Annotated in this window: 13 protein-coding genes; 5 read left to right on the forward strand and 8 right to left on the reverse strand. The window is 62.9% G+C overall.

The window, feature by feature from the left end:
* Window positions 1-106 precede the first annotated feature (106 nt).
* Together IVA95_RS20925 and IVA95_RS20930 are read left to right on the forward strand one after the other, a co-directional pair.
* Window positions 107-979 carry a sugar ABC transporter permease gene (locus IVA95_RS20925; RefSeq protein ID WP_247512180.1) on the forward strand — a complete coding sequence of 291 codons (873 nt, stop codon included), beginning with the start codon at window positions 107-109 and terminating at the stop codon, window positions 977-979.
* The gene (locus tag IVA95_RS20930; RefSeq protein ID WP_247512181.1) at window positions 976-1,827 is read left to right on the forward strand and encodes a carbohydrate ABC transporter permease; all 852 of its coding nucleotides are present in this window, start codon (window positions 976-978) and stop codon (window positions 1,825-1,827) included. The genes IVA95_RS20925 and IVA95_RS20930 overlap by 4 nt, the downstream gene beginning before the upstream one ends.
* Before the next feature lie 5 nt (window positions 1,828-1,832).
* Here IVA95_RS20930 and IVA95_RS20935 read toward each other — a convergent pair whose 3' ends face one another.
* The 3 genes from IVA95_RS20935 to IVA95_RS20945 are packed head-to-tail and all read right to left on the reverse strand — an operon-like array spanning window position 1,833 to window position 4,710.
* The gene (locus IVA95_RS20935) at window positions 1,833-2,651 is read right to left on the reverse strand and encodes an ABC transporter permease (protein ID WP_247512182.1); all 819 of its coding nucleotides are present in this window, start codon (window positions 2,649-2,651) and stop codon (window positions 1,833-1,835) included.
* Window positions 2,648-3,562, reverse strand: a complete 915-nt coding sequence (locus IVA95_RS20940) for an ABC transporter permease subunit (RefSeq protein ID WP_247512183.1) — start codon at window positions 3,560-3,562, stop codon at window positions 2,648-2,650. Before IVA95_RS20940 ends, IVA95_RS20935 begins: the two co-directional genes overlap by 4 nt.
* The gene (locus IVA95_RS20945) at window positions 3,559-4,710 is read right to left on the reverse strand and encodes an ABC transporter ATP-binding protein (protein ID WP_247512232.1); all 1,152 of its coding nucleotides are present in this window, start codon (window positions 4,708-4,710) and stop codon (window positions 3,559-3,561) included. The genes IVA95_RS20940 and IVA95_RS20945 overlap by 4 nt, the downstream gene beginning before the upstream one ends.
* 175 nt (window positions 4,711-4,885) lie before the next feature.
* On the opposite strand from IVA95_RS20945, the gene IVA95_RS20950 reads away from it, so the two are divergent.
* On the forward strand, window positions 4,886-6,196 hold the full coding sequence (locus IVA95_RS20950; RefSeq protein WP_247512184.1) for a tetratricopeptide repeat protein: 1,311 nt from the start codon (window positions 4,886-4,888) through the stop codon (window positions 6,194-6,196).
* Window positions 6,197-6,219: 23 nt separating this feature from the next.
* Here IVA95_RS20950 and IVA95_RS20955 read toward each other — a convergent pair whose 3' ends face one another.
* The 4 genes from IVA95_RS20955 to IVA95_RS20970 all read right to left on the reverse strand — a co-directional run bounded on the left by IVA95_RS20955 (window position 6,220) and on the right by IVA95_RS20970 (window position 13,465).
* A complete protein-coding gene (locus IVA95_RS20955; protein WP_247512185.1) occupies window positions 6,220-7,236 on the reverse strand; it encodes an adenylate/guanylate cyclase domain-containing protein in 1,017 nt (338 codons plus the stop codon).
* A gap of 14 nt (window positions 7,237-7,250) precedes the next feature.
* Window positions 7,251-8,711, reverse strand: coding sequence for a glycerol-3-phosphate dehydrogenase (locus IVA95_RS20960; protein ID WP_247512186.1), 1,461 nt, complete (start codon window positions 8,709-8,711; stop codon window positions 7,251-7,253).
* A 115-nt stretch (window positions 8,712-8,826) separates the two neighbouring features.
* Window positions 8,827-10,353: an ABC-F family ATP-binding cassette domain-containing protein gene (locus tag IVA95_RS20965; protein WP_247512187.1), complete on the reverse strand. Its 1,527-nt coding sequence runs from the start codon at window positions 10,351-10,353 to the stop codon at window positions 8,827-8,829.
* 406 nt (window positions 10,354-10,759) lie between these two features.
* Window positions 10,760-13,465, reverse strand: coding sequence for an EAL domain-containing protein (locus IVA95_RS20970; protein ID WP_247512188.1), 2,706 nt, complete (start codon window positions 13,463-13,465; stop codon window positions 10,760-10,762).
* 258 nt (window positions 13,466-13,723) lie between these two features.
* Between IVA95_RS20970 and IVA95_RS20975 the strand changes: the two genes are divergently transcribed.
* Entirely contained in the window at window positions 13,724-14,827 is a 1,104-nt protein-coding gene (locus IVA95_RS20975) for an NAD(P)/FAD-dependent oxidoreductase (RefSeq protein ID WP_247512189.1), read from the forward strand.
* A gap of 85 nt (window positions 14,828-14,912) precedes the next feature.
* Here IVA95_RS20975 and IVA95_RS20980 read toward each other — a convergent pair whose 3' ends face one another.
* Complete coding sequence (locus IVA95_RS20980; protein WP_213253287.1) at window positions 14,913-15,098, reverse strand: DUF465 domain-containing protein; 186 nt, start codon at window positions 15,096-15,098, stop codon at window positions 14,913-14,915.
* Between the two features lie 239 nt (window positions 15,099-15,337).
* Between IVA95_RS20980 and IVA95_RS20985 the strand changes: the two genes are divergently transcribed.
* Window positions 15,338-15,544 (forward strand): DUF465 domain-containing protein, encoded by a 207-nt coding sequence (locus IVA95_RS20985; protein WP_028350152.1) that lies wholly within the window; start codon window positions 15,338-15,340, stop codon window positions 15,542-15,544.
* Window positions 15,545-15,617 lie beyond the last annotated feature (73 nt).

The following is a 15,617-nucleotide window of genomic DNA, read 5'->3' on the forward strand; positions in this document are numbered from 1 at the left end:
CACCCGGATCGCAAGAGCGATCCGACCTCTCCCCGCAAGCGGGGAGAGGTTACGAACACACCGGCCGCAGCTTGCGGCCGCCTCATTTTTGTAAGTACGGACGACTATGGCAATCACGCTTTCCGGTGATCAGGCGATAGCAAGCCCGCCGCTATCAGCCCGGCTGACCACCCCGCAAGTCTGGGGCATTGTGCTGCTCACGCCTTATCTGCTGGTGTTCCTGGCCTTCGTGGTCTATCCGGTCGGCTATGGCCTCTGGCTGGCGCGGCATCCTGCGAGCTATGTCGCGCTCTATCACGATCCGATTTTTGCGCGCGCTGCGGTCAACACGCTGATCTTCCTCCTGGTCGGCATCAATCTGAAAATGGCGATCGCGCTGTTCCTGTCGGGCTTCTTCGCCCAGCAGCGCACCTGGATCAAATGGCTGTCGGTGCTGTTCATCCTGCCCTGGGCGGTGCCGTCGATTCCGACAATTCTTTCCGTGCGCTTCATGCTCAATCCGGAATGGGGCGTGATCAACCAACTGATCTTCAAGTTCACCGCCGAGGACGGCCCGAACTGGCTGAACGATCCGACAGTGGCGCTGGCCATGGCAATCGCCGTGCACATCTGGAAATCGCTGCCGTTCTGGACGCTGATTCTGATGACCGGGCGACTTGCGATCTCGCACGATCTCTACGAAGCCGCCGAGGTGGATGGCGCAAGCTGGTCGCAGAAATTCCGCTACATCACCTGGCCGTCGATGCAGACACTCTACATCACCTGCACGCTGCTCTCGATGATCTGGACGTTGGGCGACTTCAACAGCGTGTATCTGCTCACCGGCGGCGGCCCCGCCGACCTCACGCATGTGCTCGCCACGCTCGGTATCCGCTATCTCCGGCTCGACCAGCTCTCGCTCGCAATGGCGTCCATTGTCTGCGCGCTGCCGCTGGTGCTGCCCTTGGTCTATTTCATGATGAAACGGTTGTCGCGATGAAGCTGCCCACACTCCGCGAAGTCGGCACCGAAGCCAAACTGCTGCTGATCGGCATTCCCGTGTTCATCTGGACCATGGTACCGATCTATCACATGTTCCTGTTCGCGATCTCGCCGAAGGAGGACGCGTTCTCCGGCAAGCTCTGGCCTGATCATCCGACGCTGAATAATTTCAGCATCGTGTTCCACCAGCAGCACTACTTCCTGCGAGATTTCTGGATCCAGTTCTTCAATTCCGTGGTGATCGCGCTTTCAGCGGGCGCGCTGACCTTGATGATCGCGACCGCAGCCGCCTTTTCGATCTCGCGGCTGCGCGTCCCCGGCGGGCGCTGGGTGATGAATCTGGCGCTGTTCACCTATTTCATCCCGGCGGCGTTCCTCGCCGTGCCGATGTACCGCACCATGGGCAATTACGGCCTGTTGAACAATCATTGGTCGCTGATTCTCGCGATGGTGACGATCGCATCCCCTTACGCCATCTGGGTTTTGAAGCAAGCGTCCGACAAGCTGCCGGTCGAACTGGATGAAGCTGCCACCATGGACGGCGCCACCACGCTGCAATTGTTCCGGTTGGTCTATGTGCCACTGATGATGCCCTCGCTGGTCGCGATCGGCACCTACGCGATCCTGCTCGCCTGGAACGAATATCTCTACGCGTTCCTGCTGCTGTCGAAGGATACCGAGATCACGCTCCCTGTAGCGCTCGGCAATTTCCTGGCCGCCGACGACTCGCCCTGGGAATTGCTGATGACCACCGGCTTCATCTACGCGCTGCCGCCGGCCGCGATTTACTACGCGTTCAAGCGCTACATGGTGGGCGGGCTGACCGCGGGCGCCGTGAAGTCGTGACGCGGCTATAGGGGCGCCGCGCTCTCGCCTCGCGCGCCCGACAGTTTCGAGGCAAGCGAGGCGATCACGATCAGGACCGCGATCAGCGCGATTACCATCGTGCAGATCGCGTTGATCTCCGGCTTCACCCCCAGCCGCACTTCGGAATAGATCCGGATCGGCAACGTTGCCGAGCCGGGGCCGGTCGTGAAGCTTGCGATCACGACGTCGTCGAGCGAGAGCGTGAAGGCCAGCATCCAGCTTGCGGCAATGGCAGGCAGGATCAGCGGTAGCGTCACCCGAACAAACGCCTGCACCGGATCGCAGCCGAGATCCATCGCGGCCTCTTCCAGGCTGCGGTCGAGCGAGGCAAGACGCGACTGCACCACCACGGTGACGAAGCACATCGTCAGCGTGGTGTGCGCGATGGTCACGGTCCAGAAGCCGCGCTCGGCGTTGAGCGCCACGAACAGCAGCAGCAGCGACAGCCCCGAGATCACCTCGGGCATCACCAGCGGCGCGTAGAGCATGCCGGAAAACAGCGTCCGCCCCCGGAAGCGTTCGCCGCGGACCAGCCCCACCGCCGCGAGCGTGCCGAGCAGCGTTGCGATCGTGGCCGATACTGCAGCAACCCGCAGGCTCATCCATGCCGCATCCAGCATGGCGCGGTCGTTGAAGAATTCATGGTACCAGCGCAGCGACCAGCCGCCCCACACCGTGACCAGCCGCGAGGCGTTAAAGGAATAGATGACGAGAATGACGATCGGCAGATACAGGAACGCCATCCCCAGCGCGAGCGCGGTGATGTTGAATGGCGATATCCTGCCGACATGTCGCGCTATCATCGACCGCCCTCCAACGTGCGGCGCTGCAGCCGGTCGTAGAGCAGGAGCGGCGGCACCAGCAGCACCAGCAGGGCGACCGCCGCGGCGGCGGCGACCGGCCAGTCCTTGTTGGTGAAGAATTCGAGCCACAGCGTCTGGCCAATCATCATCGAGCCGGAGCCGGCCAAAAGATCGGGGATCACGAACTCGCCGATGATCGGGATGAAGCACAAAAGCGCGCCGGCGCCGACACCGGGCAAGGACAGCGGAAACGTCACCAGCCAGAACGCCTGAAGCGGCGACGCGCCGAGATCGCTTGCGGCTTCCAAGAGCGACGGGTCCATCTTCGAAAGGGTCGCGTACAGCGGCAGGATCATGAACGGCAGATAGGAATAGACGATGCCGAGATACATCGCACTGTCGGTCGAGAGCCACACCACCGGCGACGAGACCAGATGCAGCGCGAGCAGAATTTTATTGAGCAGTCCGTCATGCTGCAAAATATTGATCCAGGCATAGATGCGGATCAGGAACGAGGTCCAGAACGGCACGATCACCAGCATCATCGCGATCGCCTGCCAGCGCTGCGGCAGCCGCGCCATTCCATAGGCAATCGGATAGCCGATCAACAGCAGGATCAATGTCGAGGTTACGGCAACGACGACGCTGCGCAAATAGGAGCTGATGTAGAGACTGTCCGAGATCAGCAGCCTGAAATTATCGAAGGACAGCTGCGCGAACGCCGCCTTGATCGCGCTCCATCCTTCGGCAAAATCGAATACGGGCACATAGGGCGGCTGCGCGATCGCGGTCTGCGACAGGCTGATTTTCAGCACGAAGCCGAACGGCACCAGGAAGAACAGTACCATCCACAGGTAGGGCGCGATGGCGGCATACCGGGCCGGCTGCGCGAAGATGCGGCGCGCGCTCATCGTTCCAGCACCACGCAATCGTCGGGCGTGAACCACGCCACCACGCGCTGGCCGGCGCTCAAAGTGTCGATATCAAGCCGCGCAGTATTGGCGATCGACGAGCGCACCACCGCGCCGGAATCGAGCTTGATCTTGTAGACCGTCGAGCCGCCGAGATAGCTGACATCGGTGACGACGCCTTCCAGCCGGTTGATCGCCTGTGCGTTGACCGCGTCCGACGCCGGGCCGCGGCGCGACAGCTTGACCTTCTCGGGGCGGATCGCAACCGAGACCACCGTCTTGCCGACGGGATCGCGCGGCTCGGCGACCACAATACCCCCGCCGTCGCGGGTCGCAATGGTCAGGCAATGGTCTTCGTGCGAGGTGACCTCGCCATCGAACAGGTTGACGTCGCCGACGAACTGGGCGACCCAGCGCGAGGCGGGCGCCTCGTAGAGATCGCGCGGGGTGGCGACCTGTTCGAGCCGGCCGGCATCCATGACGCCGATCCGATTCGCCATCGTCATCGCCTCTTCCTGGTCGTGGGTAACGACAATGAAGGTCATGCCGAGGCGGCGCTGCAGCTCCATCAACTCGAGTTGCGTGCTCTCACGCAGTTTCTTGTCGAGCGCCGCCAACGGCTCGTCAAGCAGCAGGACCTTGGGCCGCCGCGCCAGCGAGCGCGCCAGCGCCACGCGCTGCTTCTGCCCGCCGGAAAGCTGATCCGGCCTGCGCTTCTCCATGCCCTCAAGCTTGACCAGCGCAACCATCTCGCGCACGCGGGTATCAATGGCGGCGCGCGCCATCCCGGCGCGCTTCAGGCCAAATGCGATATTGTCCCGCACCGAAAGATGCGGAAACAGGGCGTAATTCTGGAACATCATGTTGACGGGCCGTTCATGCGGCAGCACCGGCGCGATATCGCGGCCGTCAAGCAGGATGCGGCCCTCGTCCGGGGTCTCGAACCCGGCAAGCATCCTGAGCAGCGTGGTCTTGCCGCAGCCGCTCGGGCCCAATAGCGCAAAGAACTCGCCCGCCTTGATGTCGAGCGAGAGCCGGTCCACCGCGCGGAAATCGCCGAATTTCTTCGACACTCCTTCGATGCAGAGCAGCGGCGCGTCGGCGGCGCCTGCGTCGGAGTAGCCGACGGGCGCATCGATATTCGGCATGTCGATATCAGGCGATTCCTCGGTCATGTCACCTGCCTAACCCCATCGTAGCCGCACGCTAGCGGCGGATCGGCATCCGCTCAACCGGCCGGATGCAGGCAGCCACAATATTGTGGATGCCCCGTGTCTCGTCTCTGCTAGGCTTGCGCGACCCCACGGCGCCCAAGGACAAGAAATGAACCGGGACAGATATGACCTGCCGCTGACAACCACCTCGGATCGCGCCGCAGCGCATTACCGCGACGGCGTCGACTGCATGCTGTCGGCCTGGCATGGTGCAGAGGACGCCTTCGACAAGGCGATTGCGGAAGATCCCGGCTTTGCGCTGGCGCATATCGGCCGCGCGCGGCTGCATCAGCTCAACATGGAGGGCGGCAAAGCGCGCGCCATGGCGGCGCAAGCCCGAGAGCTCGTCGCTGGCGCAACGCCGCGCGAAAGCGATCACGTCGAGATCATCGCCGCGGTGATCGAGAGCAAGCCAAAGCTTGCCGTCAGCGGCGCCGAGGCACATTTGGAAGAATATCCTCGCGATGCGCAGGTGCTGTCGCTGCTGCTCGGCGCGTTCGGTCTCTACGCGTTCTCGGGCCGTCCCGATCACGATGCGGCCAAGCTCGCGATCTGCGAACGCCACGCACGCCATTATGGCGAGGACTGGTGGTTTGTCAGCTACCTCGGCTGGTCGCACACCGAGGCTGGAAATCTCTCCACCGGGCGGACGCTGTCCGAGCGCGCAATGGGGTTGCGATCAGCCAACGCCAACGCGGCACATGGCCTCTCGCATGCGATGTTCGAGCAGGGCGACATGGAGGCGGGGCGCAGCTTCCTTTCGCAATGGATGCCCGCGCATGACCGCCAGAGCTTTCTGCATGGGCACCTGGCCTGGCACGTCGCGCTGACGTTGCTCGACGCCGGCGATCTCGACGGCGCGCTTGCGATCTACGAGCAGCATATCAAGCCGGCGGGCCGGCCCTATCCGCCGCTGAACATCTTCACCGACAGCGCCTCGCTGCTGTGGCGGCTTGCGCTGGCCGGCCAGAGCGGGCTCGAGGCGCATTGGAGGGACGTTGCGGCCTATGGCGAAAAATACTTTCCGCAAGCCGGAGCCCACTTTGCCGATGTTCATTTTGCGCTTGCCGCGGCGATGACCGGCAGCGATGCGCTGGAGACGCGACTGGCGCAGCTCGAAGCACGGGCAGCCGACGGCAAGCTGTTGCCGGGGCAGGCTGCCATCGACCTCTGTCGCGGCATCCGGGCGTTTGCGGAAGGCGATAATGACAATGCAATACGCCTGCTCGAACCGGCTGTTGCCGAGTTGACGCGGATCGGCGGCAGCCACGCCCAGCGCGAATTGTGGGAGGACACGCTGATCGTCGCCTGCCTGCGCGCCGGCCAGGCAGACAAGGCGGCACGGCGCATCTCGGCCCGGCTTGACCGCAGGCCTTCGGCGCGTGACGAGGCCTGGTCGCGGCAAGTGCAGCAAAACTAGGCTAGGCAAGCTCGCCGCGACAATCAGCCACGTCGCTCGATGGCAAACACCTCGACGGCCGCCGCCCTTCCCCGCAGGCGAACCTCGCCAAGCGCTTCGGCAGCGAAGACGGGCTTGAGCTTCATGTGTCGCAGCAGGTCGGAAGACACCAGCAAGTTCCGGCCAACCTCCTTGCAGTGCTCCTGCAGCCGCGCCGTCACGTTCACGGTATCGCCGAAATAGGCAAGTTGGCGGCGTGAGCTGCCGCACTCGCTGATCACCACGTAACCGGCATGCAGGCCGGCGCGGAAGCTCGGCACTATGCCGAACTCTTGCCGATAAAAGTCAGCTTTGTCCGCTATGCTGTCGGTAATCGCGAAGAAGCATTCGATGCAGCGTGCCCCCGACATCCTGTCATCGAGCGGCCATGTCACAATGACCTCATCGCCGACATAGGCGTGAACCTCGCTGCCATGCGCGACAATCGCACCATCGATGTCGAAGAAGAATCGGGTGAGCAGGCCCTGCACGCGCAACTCTCCCATCGTCTCGGCGAGCGAGGTCGAACCCGCAAGATCGAGAAACATCAGCACGCGCGCTTCCCGCACCGGAGTTCGGTATCGCCCGAGCGCCACGTTGAACAGCACGCGGCTGCCGACCAGGCGCGTCAGCTCGAAGGCTGACAGGACGACCAGGGACGCGAAGAAGCTAAACGCAACGACAATGGGAAACTGGTCAATCAGCCACTTCGTCTCGATCCATTCCCAGTACAGCGCCACCTGCAAGACCAGCGCCGCGCTCGCGACCACGATGGCCATGGTCGCGGAGCGCACCGCCAGATCCATCAGCAGCGGCCATTTGCCGATCCACTCACTTCGTCGCGACGTGAAGTAGAGGTGAACGCCCCAGGCGGCCAGCGTTATGCCCATCCCGTGCAAGCTGCTCCGGAGATAGTACAACGGCGTTGCCTCAGTCGGATCGTCGATGAAATAGCGATAGGCTATTCCCCCGAGCAAGCCGATGATCGCCAGGAAAACAGTTGGCCTGACAACGCCCCACATATCCGATCCATTCCTCACACGGCCGCCGCCATGAACGCCGCCAGTGCCTCGCGGTCCGCGGGCGTCATGGTGAGGCCAAGCTTCGTGCGCCGCCATAAAATGTCGTCCGGAAAGCGCGCCCATTCCTTTTGCATGAGATAGCGCACTTCGGCACCCGTCAATTCCGGTCCGAAAGCAGGGCCGAGATCGCCGCGTTCCTTGGCGTCGCCAAGGATCTCCTTGGCGTTCGTTCCGTAGGCGCCGACCAGCCGCCTCGCCTCCTCCTCGCCGAGAAACCGCCAGCGTTCGCGCGCATCGTCGACTTCGTTATCGAAGCGATCCCAGGCAAAATCGCCGCCGGGCAGCGGCGCCGTCGCGGTCCACCGCGGCGACATCGGATAGAACGGCGTCAGCTTCGAGACAGCCTGCTCCGCGCGCAGCCGCGACGTCGTGACATCGCCGCCGAACACCGTGAGCAGCGGTGCTCTTCCGCGGCCGTCGTCGAGCGTCATCGCCCCGTCGCGCCCGCTCGCGGTGTTCCGCACCACGTTGGCCCCGGAAAGCGTACGCACCACGTCGACCGTCTCGATCCGCTCGCGAAAATAGCGGTTCGCCGCATCGCAGAGATAGGCAACGTCACCGGCCGCCATCGCAACGATGGCGGGATCGCCCTTGAAGGCATGGCTGGCGGTGCCGATCAGGGTAAAGTCGCGTTCATAAGGACTGGCGAAAATCAGTCGTCCGTCGCTGTTCTGAAACACATAGATGTTGTCGCTGTCGAACAGGCGGCGGACCACGATCTGGTCCATCTGCTCGGCGGCAACCTTTGGCGGCGGCACGCGCAACACCGTTTCGGCGACGGACGAGGTCCAGGCGCCGCTGGCGTTGACGATCGCCCTTGCCGTGATCACCTGGCGAAAGCCGCGATCGATCGTCACCAGCCGCCATTCCTTGCCCCGTTCGGCCCGGGTGCAGCGGGCACCGGTGCGAATCACCGCGCCGCGCACCGCCGCATCGACGGCTGTGAGAACCACCAGCCGGGAATCGTCCACGACGCAGTCGGAATATTCAAAGGCGGTGCCGAACGGCCGTTTCAGCGCGTTGCCGATCGGATGATGCGTGACATCGACAGTGGCCGAGGCCGGCAGACCGCTGCGCGAGGCCAGCCTGTCGTACAACAGAAGCCATGAGCGCAACTGCCAGGCCGGGCGTTCATCCGAATGGGCGGGAATCGCAAAGCGCATCGGGCGCACCAGATGCGGCGCGATCCTGAGCCAGATATCGCGCTCGGCCAGCGCCGTGCGAACCCGCAAGAAATGCCGGCGCTCAAGGCTCGCCAGATCACCGTGAATAAGCCGCGGCGAGGCCGACGAGGCGCCCGCGCCGAGATCGCCCTGCTCCAGCAGGATGACGCGCAAGCCGCGTCCGGCGGCGTCGCGCGCGATGCTGACGCCGTTCAACCCGCCGCCAATGATCGCGAGATCGTAGTCCGCCATACGCTATGGGTGACTTGCAGAGAACCTCGGTTCACTACACTAGTGCATGATGGCCAAAAGTGGATGCCGCTCCTGGAAATGAATCAAGCCCGGGGAAGAGCCGGCAACCGCCGCTTTAGCTCGTTGCGCCGATGGACGCGAAGAAGCGCTCTGGTCCTTCCAGTTCCACCAGCCTCTTCTTTTCGATCAGCCAGAACCGGCTTCCCACCGTTCGCACGAAGTTACGATCGTGGGAAACCAACAGGCAGCTTGCCTGATGCGCCAGCAATTCGTCTTCCAGCGCTTCCTGTCCTTCGATATCCAGGTGGTTGGTCGGCTCATCGAGCAGATAGAAGTTTGGCTGGGCAAGCCGCAGCAGAAGCATGCCGAGGCGCGCCTTCTGTCCGCCGGAAAGCCGGCCGATCGGACGGCTCTGCATCGCGACGGGCACGCCTGCGCCGGCAAGCAATGCGCGCGCACGCTGATCGCCGACATCGAGACGGCTGACGATCGTGTGCATCGGCGTATCGGCATCGGACAAATCGGCAAGATTCTGTTCACAATAGCCGAGCGCAAGTGACTGCGAGACCTTGATGCCGGCTTGCGCGGCCACCGGGTTTTGCATCGCCTGACGCAGCATCGCCACGAACCGGGTCTTGCCTGCCCCGTTCGGCCCCAGCAGCACGATACGGTCTTCCCTGCAGATGAACTGCTTTCCGGTCTTGAACAGCAACCTGCCATCCGGTGCCGAGACAGTGGCCTCATCCAGCGTAACCAGGACTTTGGCGTGCGTTCCGCGGTTGGCCAGCTTGATCGTCCCCGCGGATCGTTCCAGGTGCGCGGGCTTTGCCGCATCTTCCAGCTTCTCGGCCCGCTGCTTCAGTTGCTTCGTCTTCTGCAACAGAAGATCGCTACCGGAATTGACGCCGAAATTGTTGAGCTTTGCAGCGTGCTGACGAAGCTGCTCGGCAGCCTTCAGGTCACGCCGGTAGCGCCGTTCATCCGAGGCATCCGCCTCGCTGAGGGCGGCGCGCGCCCGCGTATAGGGCAACGAAAATATCTGCGACCGCTCGGGCCGCAAGAATACCGTGCGGTTTGTGGTTGCGTCGAGAAAGGCGCGGTCATGGCTCGATATCATGACCGGCATATCCCGGGGCAGCGCGTTCAGCCAGGCTTCGAGCTGACAAATCCTGGCGAGGTCGAGGTGGTTGGTCGGCTCGTCCAGCAACAGCACATCTGCCTCGGCCACCACGATGCGGGCAAGCATCGCAAGCCGCTGCCAGCCGCCGCTCAGTTGCTTGAGTGGCCTCTCCCGCAGCGCCTCGGGCACCTCCAGCGATTCCAGGGCAACATCGACCCGCCAGCTTTCGCTTGCCTGTCGTTCAACGGGAAGCATGTCGAGCACCGCCGCATGGAACGGCGTATCCGCAAGCGCGGACGGCACATCCTGCTCGACATAGCCGATGGTCAGCCCTCGCGATCTGGTGATCTCGCCTTCGCTTGGTTCGGAAATGCCGGCAATGCAGCGAAGTAACGTTGACTTGCCGCGTCCATTGGCTGCGACGAGCCCGATGCGGTCACCGGCATTGATGGAAAGATCCAGCCGGGAAAACAGCGGAGCGTTCAGCATCACGCCAAGATTACGAATATTGATAAGTGTCATGATCGTGCCCTGGTCTTACCGGCCGACACGATGTCCGGGGCATGCAGCCATCAGCGGATGTTCGTGCTGGAGCGCGGCGAGCTACTGAAATGCGGGCGCGAACGATCAGACGTTCGACGCCGCATTTGCCACGGGGGCAGACCAGGAAGAGATTTGCGAAGGGTCTCTGGTCAGCCCTGCAAACGCATTTGCAGGGCATTGACAGGGCCACGCTGGCGATAGTGCCGGAAAAATGTCGTCACCGCACAGCCCTCCCTTTCCCGATCGCAAAAAAATAGCCGGGCGTTCGAGGGAAGGCAAGCCAGGGTCTCGTCGAAATCAGATCGCGAAGAGCCCGAGAGGTCACGCGTGCCATCGCATCTCTGGGCCTTGCTGCCGCGATGTAGCGCGGCGCGATTTCGCTGTATCAGGCGCTGGCGAGCTTGCGCGCAGTTTCGACGTCGTTTGCGGCACTGCGGCCGACCAGGACGGCGTAGTGCCCGATCGGCTGGGGCTTGCCGAGGAAGTAGCCCTGCACCGCATCGCAGCCCTCATCGGCGAGGAAGCCGAGCTGATCCTGGGTCTCCACGCCTTCGGCAACGATCGACATTTCGAGGCCATGGCCGAGATCGATGACGGCGCGCACGATCGCCGCCGATTGCGGATTGCGCCCGAGATTCATGACGAAGGTGCGGTCGATCTTGATCTTGTCGAACGGGAAGGCCTGCAGATAGCTCAGCGAGGAATAGCCGGAACCGAAATCGTCCATCGAGATGCGTACGCCGAGCGCCTTCAGCCGCCGTAGCAGTGCCAGACCGCGATCAAAATCCTCGATCAGCACGCCTTCGGTGATTTCGAGCTCGAGCCGGTCGGGCGCGAGGCCCGTCTCGAGCAGGATCGAATGCACCAGGCTGACCACGTCGCCATGCATGAACTGCGCCGGCGACAGGTTGACGGCGATCTGCATCGGCACCGGCCAGGAGGCAGCCTCCCGGCAGGCTTCGCGCAGGATCCAGACGCCCATTTCGACGATCAGGCCGCTTTCTTCGGCAAGCGGAATGAAATCGCCTGGTGACACGAAGCCGCGCACCGGATGGATCCAGCGCGCCAGAGCCTCGAAACCGATGACCTTGCTGGTGGCAACCGTCGCGCCCGCCGCGGCCTGCGGCTGGTAATACAGCGACAATTCGCCGTTCCTGATCGCCATCGAGAGATCCTGGTGCAACACGCGGCGGTCGCGGATCTGCTGGTCCATCTCCGGTTCGAAAATGCTGATCGAGCCACGCGACTTCTGCTTGGCGCGGAACAACGCCGCGCCGGAATTGGCCAGCAGCGAAGCCGCATCCGAACCATTATGCGGAAATACCGAGATGCCGGTCGTCACCCCGGTCCGCACCGACTTGCCGTCGATCACGAATTCGTCCGACAGCGTTTGCGCGAGTTTCTCGGCGAGCGCCTTGCCCGCCTCCGGCTGCTTGCCGTCGATGATCAGGCCGAACTCGTCGCCGGAAAGCCGGGCCACCACGCCACCCCGGGCGCAGGCCTGCATGCGGCCCGCAACCGCGATCAGGAGCTTGTCGCCCGTTGCGTGGCCGAACACGTCATTGATTTCCTTCAGGCCATCGAGGTCGACGCACAGCACCGCGAATTCCTCGTCCGTGCCGGCGCAGGCCTCGATCATCTGGGCCAGTGCCTGCAGGAAGGCGGCGCGGTTCGGCAGATCCGTCAGGCCATCATGATAGGCCATGTGCGCCATTCGCGACTCGGTCTGGCGGCGATCGGTGACATCCTCATGAGTCTTGATCAGATATTGCGGCTCGCCGGCCTCGTCGAGCACCGTCATGCGGCGGGTCAGGAACAGCCGCAGCCCGTCCTTGGTGGATATCGGGTGCTCTTCGGTGAGCAGGCCGCGTTTCTTGATCGCGGCCTCGTCGCGCGCGATGATCAGCTTGGCTTCGCGCGCATTGAAGATGTCGGCGGCGGTCAGGCCGGTGGCATCCTCGCGGCGGCGATTGAGAATGGTCTCGGCGCTGCGGTTGGCGAGCAGGTACCGTCCATCGCTGACGCGCTCCACGATCAGCGACACCGGAATGTTGTCGACCACCAGCTCGAGGAATTTCTTGGTGTTTTCGAGTTCGCGCGACAGCGACCGGCGGTCGGTGACGTCGTCGAACAGCGCGATCAGGAATTCCGGCTTGTTGTTCTCGTTACGCGCGACTACGCGGTTGGAGGAGAGGACGCGTTTGTCATCACCACGTTCGACGACGTATTCGCTGCGCTGATAGCCTTCCGGCGCGGTCAGCGCCGCCTGGTCCGCCGCCTCGATGCTCTTTGCGGTTTCGGGGCTGAAGATCTCGTCGGCGCGCTTGCCGATGATGTGATCGCGGGAGAAGCGCGAGAATCGCTCGAAGGCGCGGTTGGCGAAGATATAACGGCCGTCCTCGATATTTTTCGCGGCGACGCAGACCGGAACGTTATCGAGCACCGATTCAAGAAACTTGGTGGTCGATGCCAGTTTGCGCGACAACTGGCGCTGCTCGGTGCAATCCTCATGCGTTCCGATCGTCCCGCCATGGGGCAGGCGGAAGATCTTCGACAATACCGATCGACCATCAGGCAGTTCGGTGACGACGCCTTCCGGGCGGCCGGCCAGATTGCGGAACTCCTCGACCGTGAGCTTGAGAAGTCCACGCGCGCGGCGCAGTTCGAGCAGTTCGCGGCCGGTCATGCGGCTCGAAATCTCGGTACGGCTCAGCCCGTACATTTCGAGGAAACGGTCGTTGCAGAAGACCACGCGGTTTTGCGCGTTAGTCATCATCACGCCCTGATTGAGATTGTTGAGCGCCGAGCTGATGAACGCGCTGCGCTGCAATTCGGCGCCCTTGGCCCTGCGCCATGCCGACAAAATCCAGATCGCGATCGCGGCCAGGAAGGAGGCAACGACGATCCCGCCGATCAGGAACTCCCAGACCATGTTAGGATCTAATTCGCCGATATAGCTCGCCGGCGCAAAGCCCGCGGAAGGCGAGGCGCCCCATGCAGATCCGCACGGCGCGGCAATGGCGAGCAGACAGACGAGGGCCTGCGCCGGAATCGAATTCTTCCGTCCTGCCTGCCCGTTGCTGTCAGCCATTACCCACCCGAGGTTTGCGGGCGGAGTGTCTGGCTTGACGGGTTTGGATCGGGTAAACGACTACCCGTACAATTCTAAAATATGACCCAAATTACGGCAATTGGCCCGACATGATTAATGCTTCGCTAACGGGACTGCGTGTACGGCGTATTTCGAGGCAAACCAACGCGTTGTTCGACGGCTGCATCGAACGGAACGATGGTTGCCGAGCGTGGCGAGCGCCGATTCCCGCGCCAGACTCTTGGGTTCTAAGCTGACATGGACAAGGTCGATTGCGTCGTCATCGGAGCGGGGGTGATCGGGCTCGCGATCGCACGGCGCCTGGCCCAGGCGGGCCGCGAAGTGATCGTGCTCGAAGCAGCCGAGGGCATCGGCACCGTCACCTCCTCGCGCAACAGCGAGGTGATTCATGCCGGCATCTATTACCGCGCCGGCAGCCTGATGGCGCAGACGTGCGTCAGCGGCAAGCACGCGCTCTATCGATACTGCCGCGACCACGGCATTCCGCATCGCAATTGCGGCAAGCTGATCGTGGCCACGACGCCGAAGGAAACCGAGAAGCTGCAATCGATCCGCGCGCATGCCGAGGCCAATGGCGTCGACGACATGCAGTTGCTGACGGGCGAAGCGGCGCGCGAACTGGAGCCGGCGTTGAATTGCGACGCGGCGCTGTTGTCGCCGTCCACCGGCATTATCGACAGCCACGCCTATATGCTGGCGCTGCGAGGCGATGCGGAAGAAGCCGGCGCGGCTTTCGCATTTCACACTCCGCTGCTGCACGCCCGAGCCACTGCCGGTCGTATCGAAATCGAAGCCGGCGGCGATGCGCCGATGACGCTTGCGTGCAACCTGCTCGTCAATTCGGCAGGCTTAGGCGCGCCTGCGGTGGCGCGCAGCATCGAGGGCATGCCGATCGAAATGATTCCGTGCGCCTATCTCGCCAAGGGCAATTATTTCAGCTGCAGCGCGCGGGCACCATTTTCACGCCTGATCTATCCGGTGCCGGAGCCCGGTGGGCTCGGCGTGCACCTCACGCTCGACATGGCCGGACAGGCGCGGTTCGGCCCCGACGTCGAATGGGTCGAGAGCATCGACTATGCGGTAGACCCTGCCCGCGCCGAGCGATTCTATCCCGCGATCCGGCGCTACTGGCCGACGCTGCCGGACGGCGCGCTGATGCCGAGCTATTCCGGAATTCGGCCGAAAATCGTGCCGCCCGCCGTCGCCACACAGGATTTTCTGATCCAAAGTCCCGCCGATCACGGCGTCGCCGGGCTGATCAACCTGTTCGGCATTGAATCGCCGGGGCTGACGTCATCTCTCGCGATCGCTGATCATGTCGGCGCGCTGGCGGAGCTGTGACGGAGGCCGCAGCGTAACGACGGACGGACGAGCGCATCGGCGCCCATCCGGCCGCGTGGGGATTTTCGATACTTTGCTGGACTAGCTAGTGGAGGGTTTCGTCGGCGGCTTGCTTCAACCGCTCGATCTGATCCTTGACCATCAACTTGCGGCGCTTCAACTCGACAATTTGCAGGTCGTCTGTGGAAAGGTGCACGAGCGCTTCGTGCAATTCATTCTCGAGAATCTTGTGCTTACGTTCAAGCTCAACAAGATGCGCCTGTAGTGCCATACGAAATCTCCTCGGTGGGTGAAACCTCAGATTCGATCCGGACGCGCGAGTGTACACCAGCCGCCGAATCTGTCGATGGGTATCCGGAAACGGGACTTTCATATTTTCGGATTTATCTGTAACCAATCGTGACTATGGAACTCGATCAGCTTGCGGAGCAGCCTCGCAGGGACGATATTCACCGTCAGCTTCCGAAGAATCCGTTCGCAACCTGATCGCGCTTTCAGCTAACGTACACCATGACCGACGATGATGAGCGCGAGCTTGAAACCGAGCTCGCCAGGCTGCAGCAGGAGCATCGCGATCTCGATGCAGCGATCGACGCGCTGCATCAGTCGCCGGCGCCGGACTTGTTGCGGCTGCAGCGGCTGAAGAAACGCAAGCTGCAATTGCGCGACCGCATCGCCTTCATCGAAGACCAGATCACGCCTGACATCATCGCCTGATCATCGCCGCGTTCCGCCCAATTCGGCGCGCAAAGCTATCCGCCTTTCGGCAGATTCTTTTCCCCGACATCCA

It is taken from the genome of Bradyrhizobium sp. 157 (assembly GCF_023073815.1).
Classification (GTDB): Bacteria; Pseudomonadota; Alphaproteobacteria; order Rhizobiales; family Xanthobacteraceae; genus Bradyrhizobium.

What these genes read in the sequence shown, in the direction of transcription:
- IVA95_RS20925 (WP_247512180.1), top strand. Translation starts at nt 107, where the DNA reads ATGGCAATCACGCTTTCCGGTGATCAGGCGATAGCAAGCCCGCCGCTA.
- IVA95_RS20945 (WP_247512232.1), bottom strand. Translation starts at nt 4,710, where the DNA reads ATGCCGAATATCGATGCGCCCGTCGGCTACTCCGACGCAGGCGCCGCC.
- IVA95_RS20950 (WP_247512184.1), top strand. Translation starts at nt 4,886, where the DNA reads ATGAACCGGGACAGATATGACCTGCCGCTGACAACCACCTCGGATCGC.
- IVA95_RS20965 (WP_247512187.1), bottom strand. Translation starts at nt 10,353, where the DNA reads ATGACACTTATCAATATTCGTAATCTTGGCGTGATGCTGAACGCTCCG.
- IVA95_RS20955 (WP_247512185.1), bottom strand. Translation starts at nt 7,236, where the DNA reads ATGTGGGGCGTTGTCAGGCCAACTGTTTTCCTGGCGATCATCGGCTTG.
- IVA95_RS20975 (WP_247512189.1), top strand. Translation starts at nt 13,724, where the DNA reads ATGGACAAGGTCGATTGCGTCGTCATCGGAGCGGGGGTGATCGGGCTC.
- IVA95_RS20970 (WP_247512188.1), bottom strand. Translation starts at nt 13,465, where the DNA reads ATGGCTGACAGCAACGGGCAGGCAGGACGGAAGAATTCGATTCCGGCG.
- IVA95_RS20960 (WP_247512186.1), bottom strand. Translation starts at nt 8,711, where the DNA reads ATGGCGGACTACGATCTCGCGATCATTGGCGGCGGGTTGAACGGCGTC.
- IVA95_RS20930 (WP_247512181.1), top strand. Translation starts at nt 976, where the DNA reads ATGAAGCTGCCCACACTCCGCGAAGTCGGCACCGAAGCCAAACTGCTG.
- IVA95_RS20980 (WP_213253287.1), bottom strand. Translation starts at nt 15,098, where the DNA reads ATGGCACTACAGGCGCATCTTGTTGAGCTTGAACGTAAGCACAAGATT.
- IVA95_RS20935 (WP_247512182.1), bottom strand. Translation starts at nt 2,651, where the DNA reads ATGATAGCGCGACATGTCGGCAGGATATCGCCATTCAACATCACCGCG.
- IVA95_RS20940 (WP_247512183.1), bottom strand. Translation starts at nt 3,562, where the DNA reads ATGAGCGCGCGCCGCATCTTCGCGCAGCCGGCCCGGTATGCCGCCATC.
- IVA95_RS20985 (WP_028350152.1), top strand. Translation starts at nt 15,338, where the DNA reads ATGACCGACGATGATGAGCGCGAGCTTGAAACCGAGCTCGCCAGGCTG.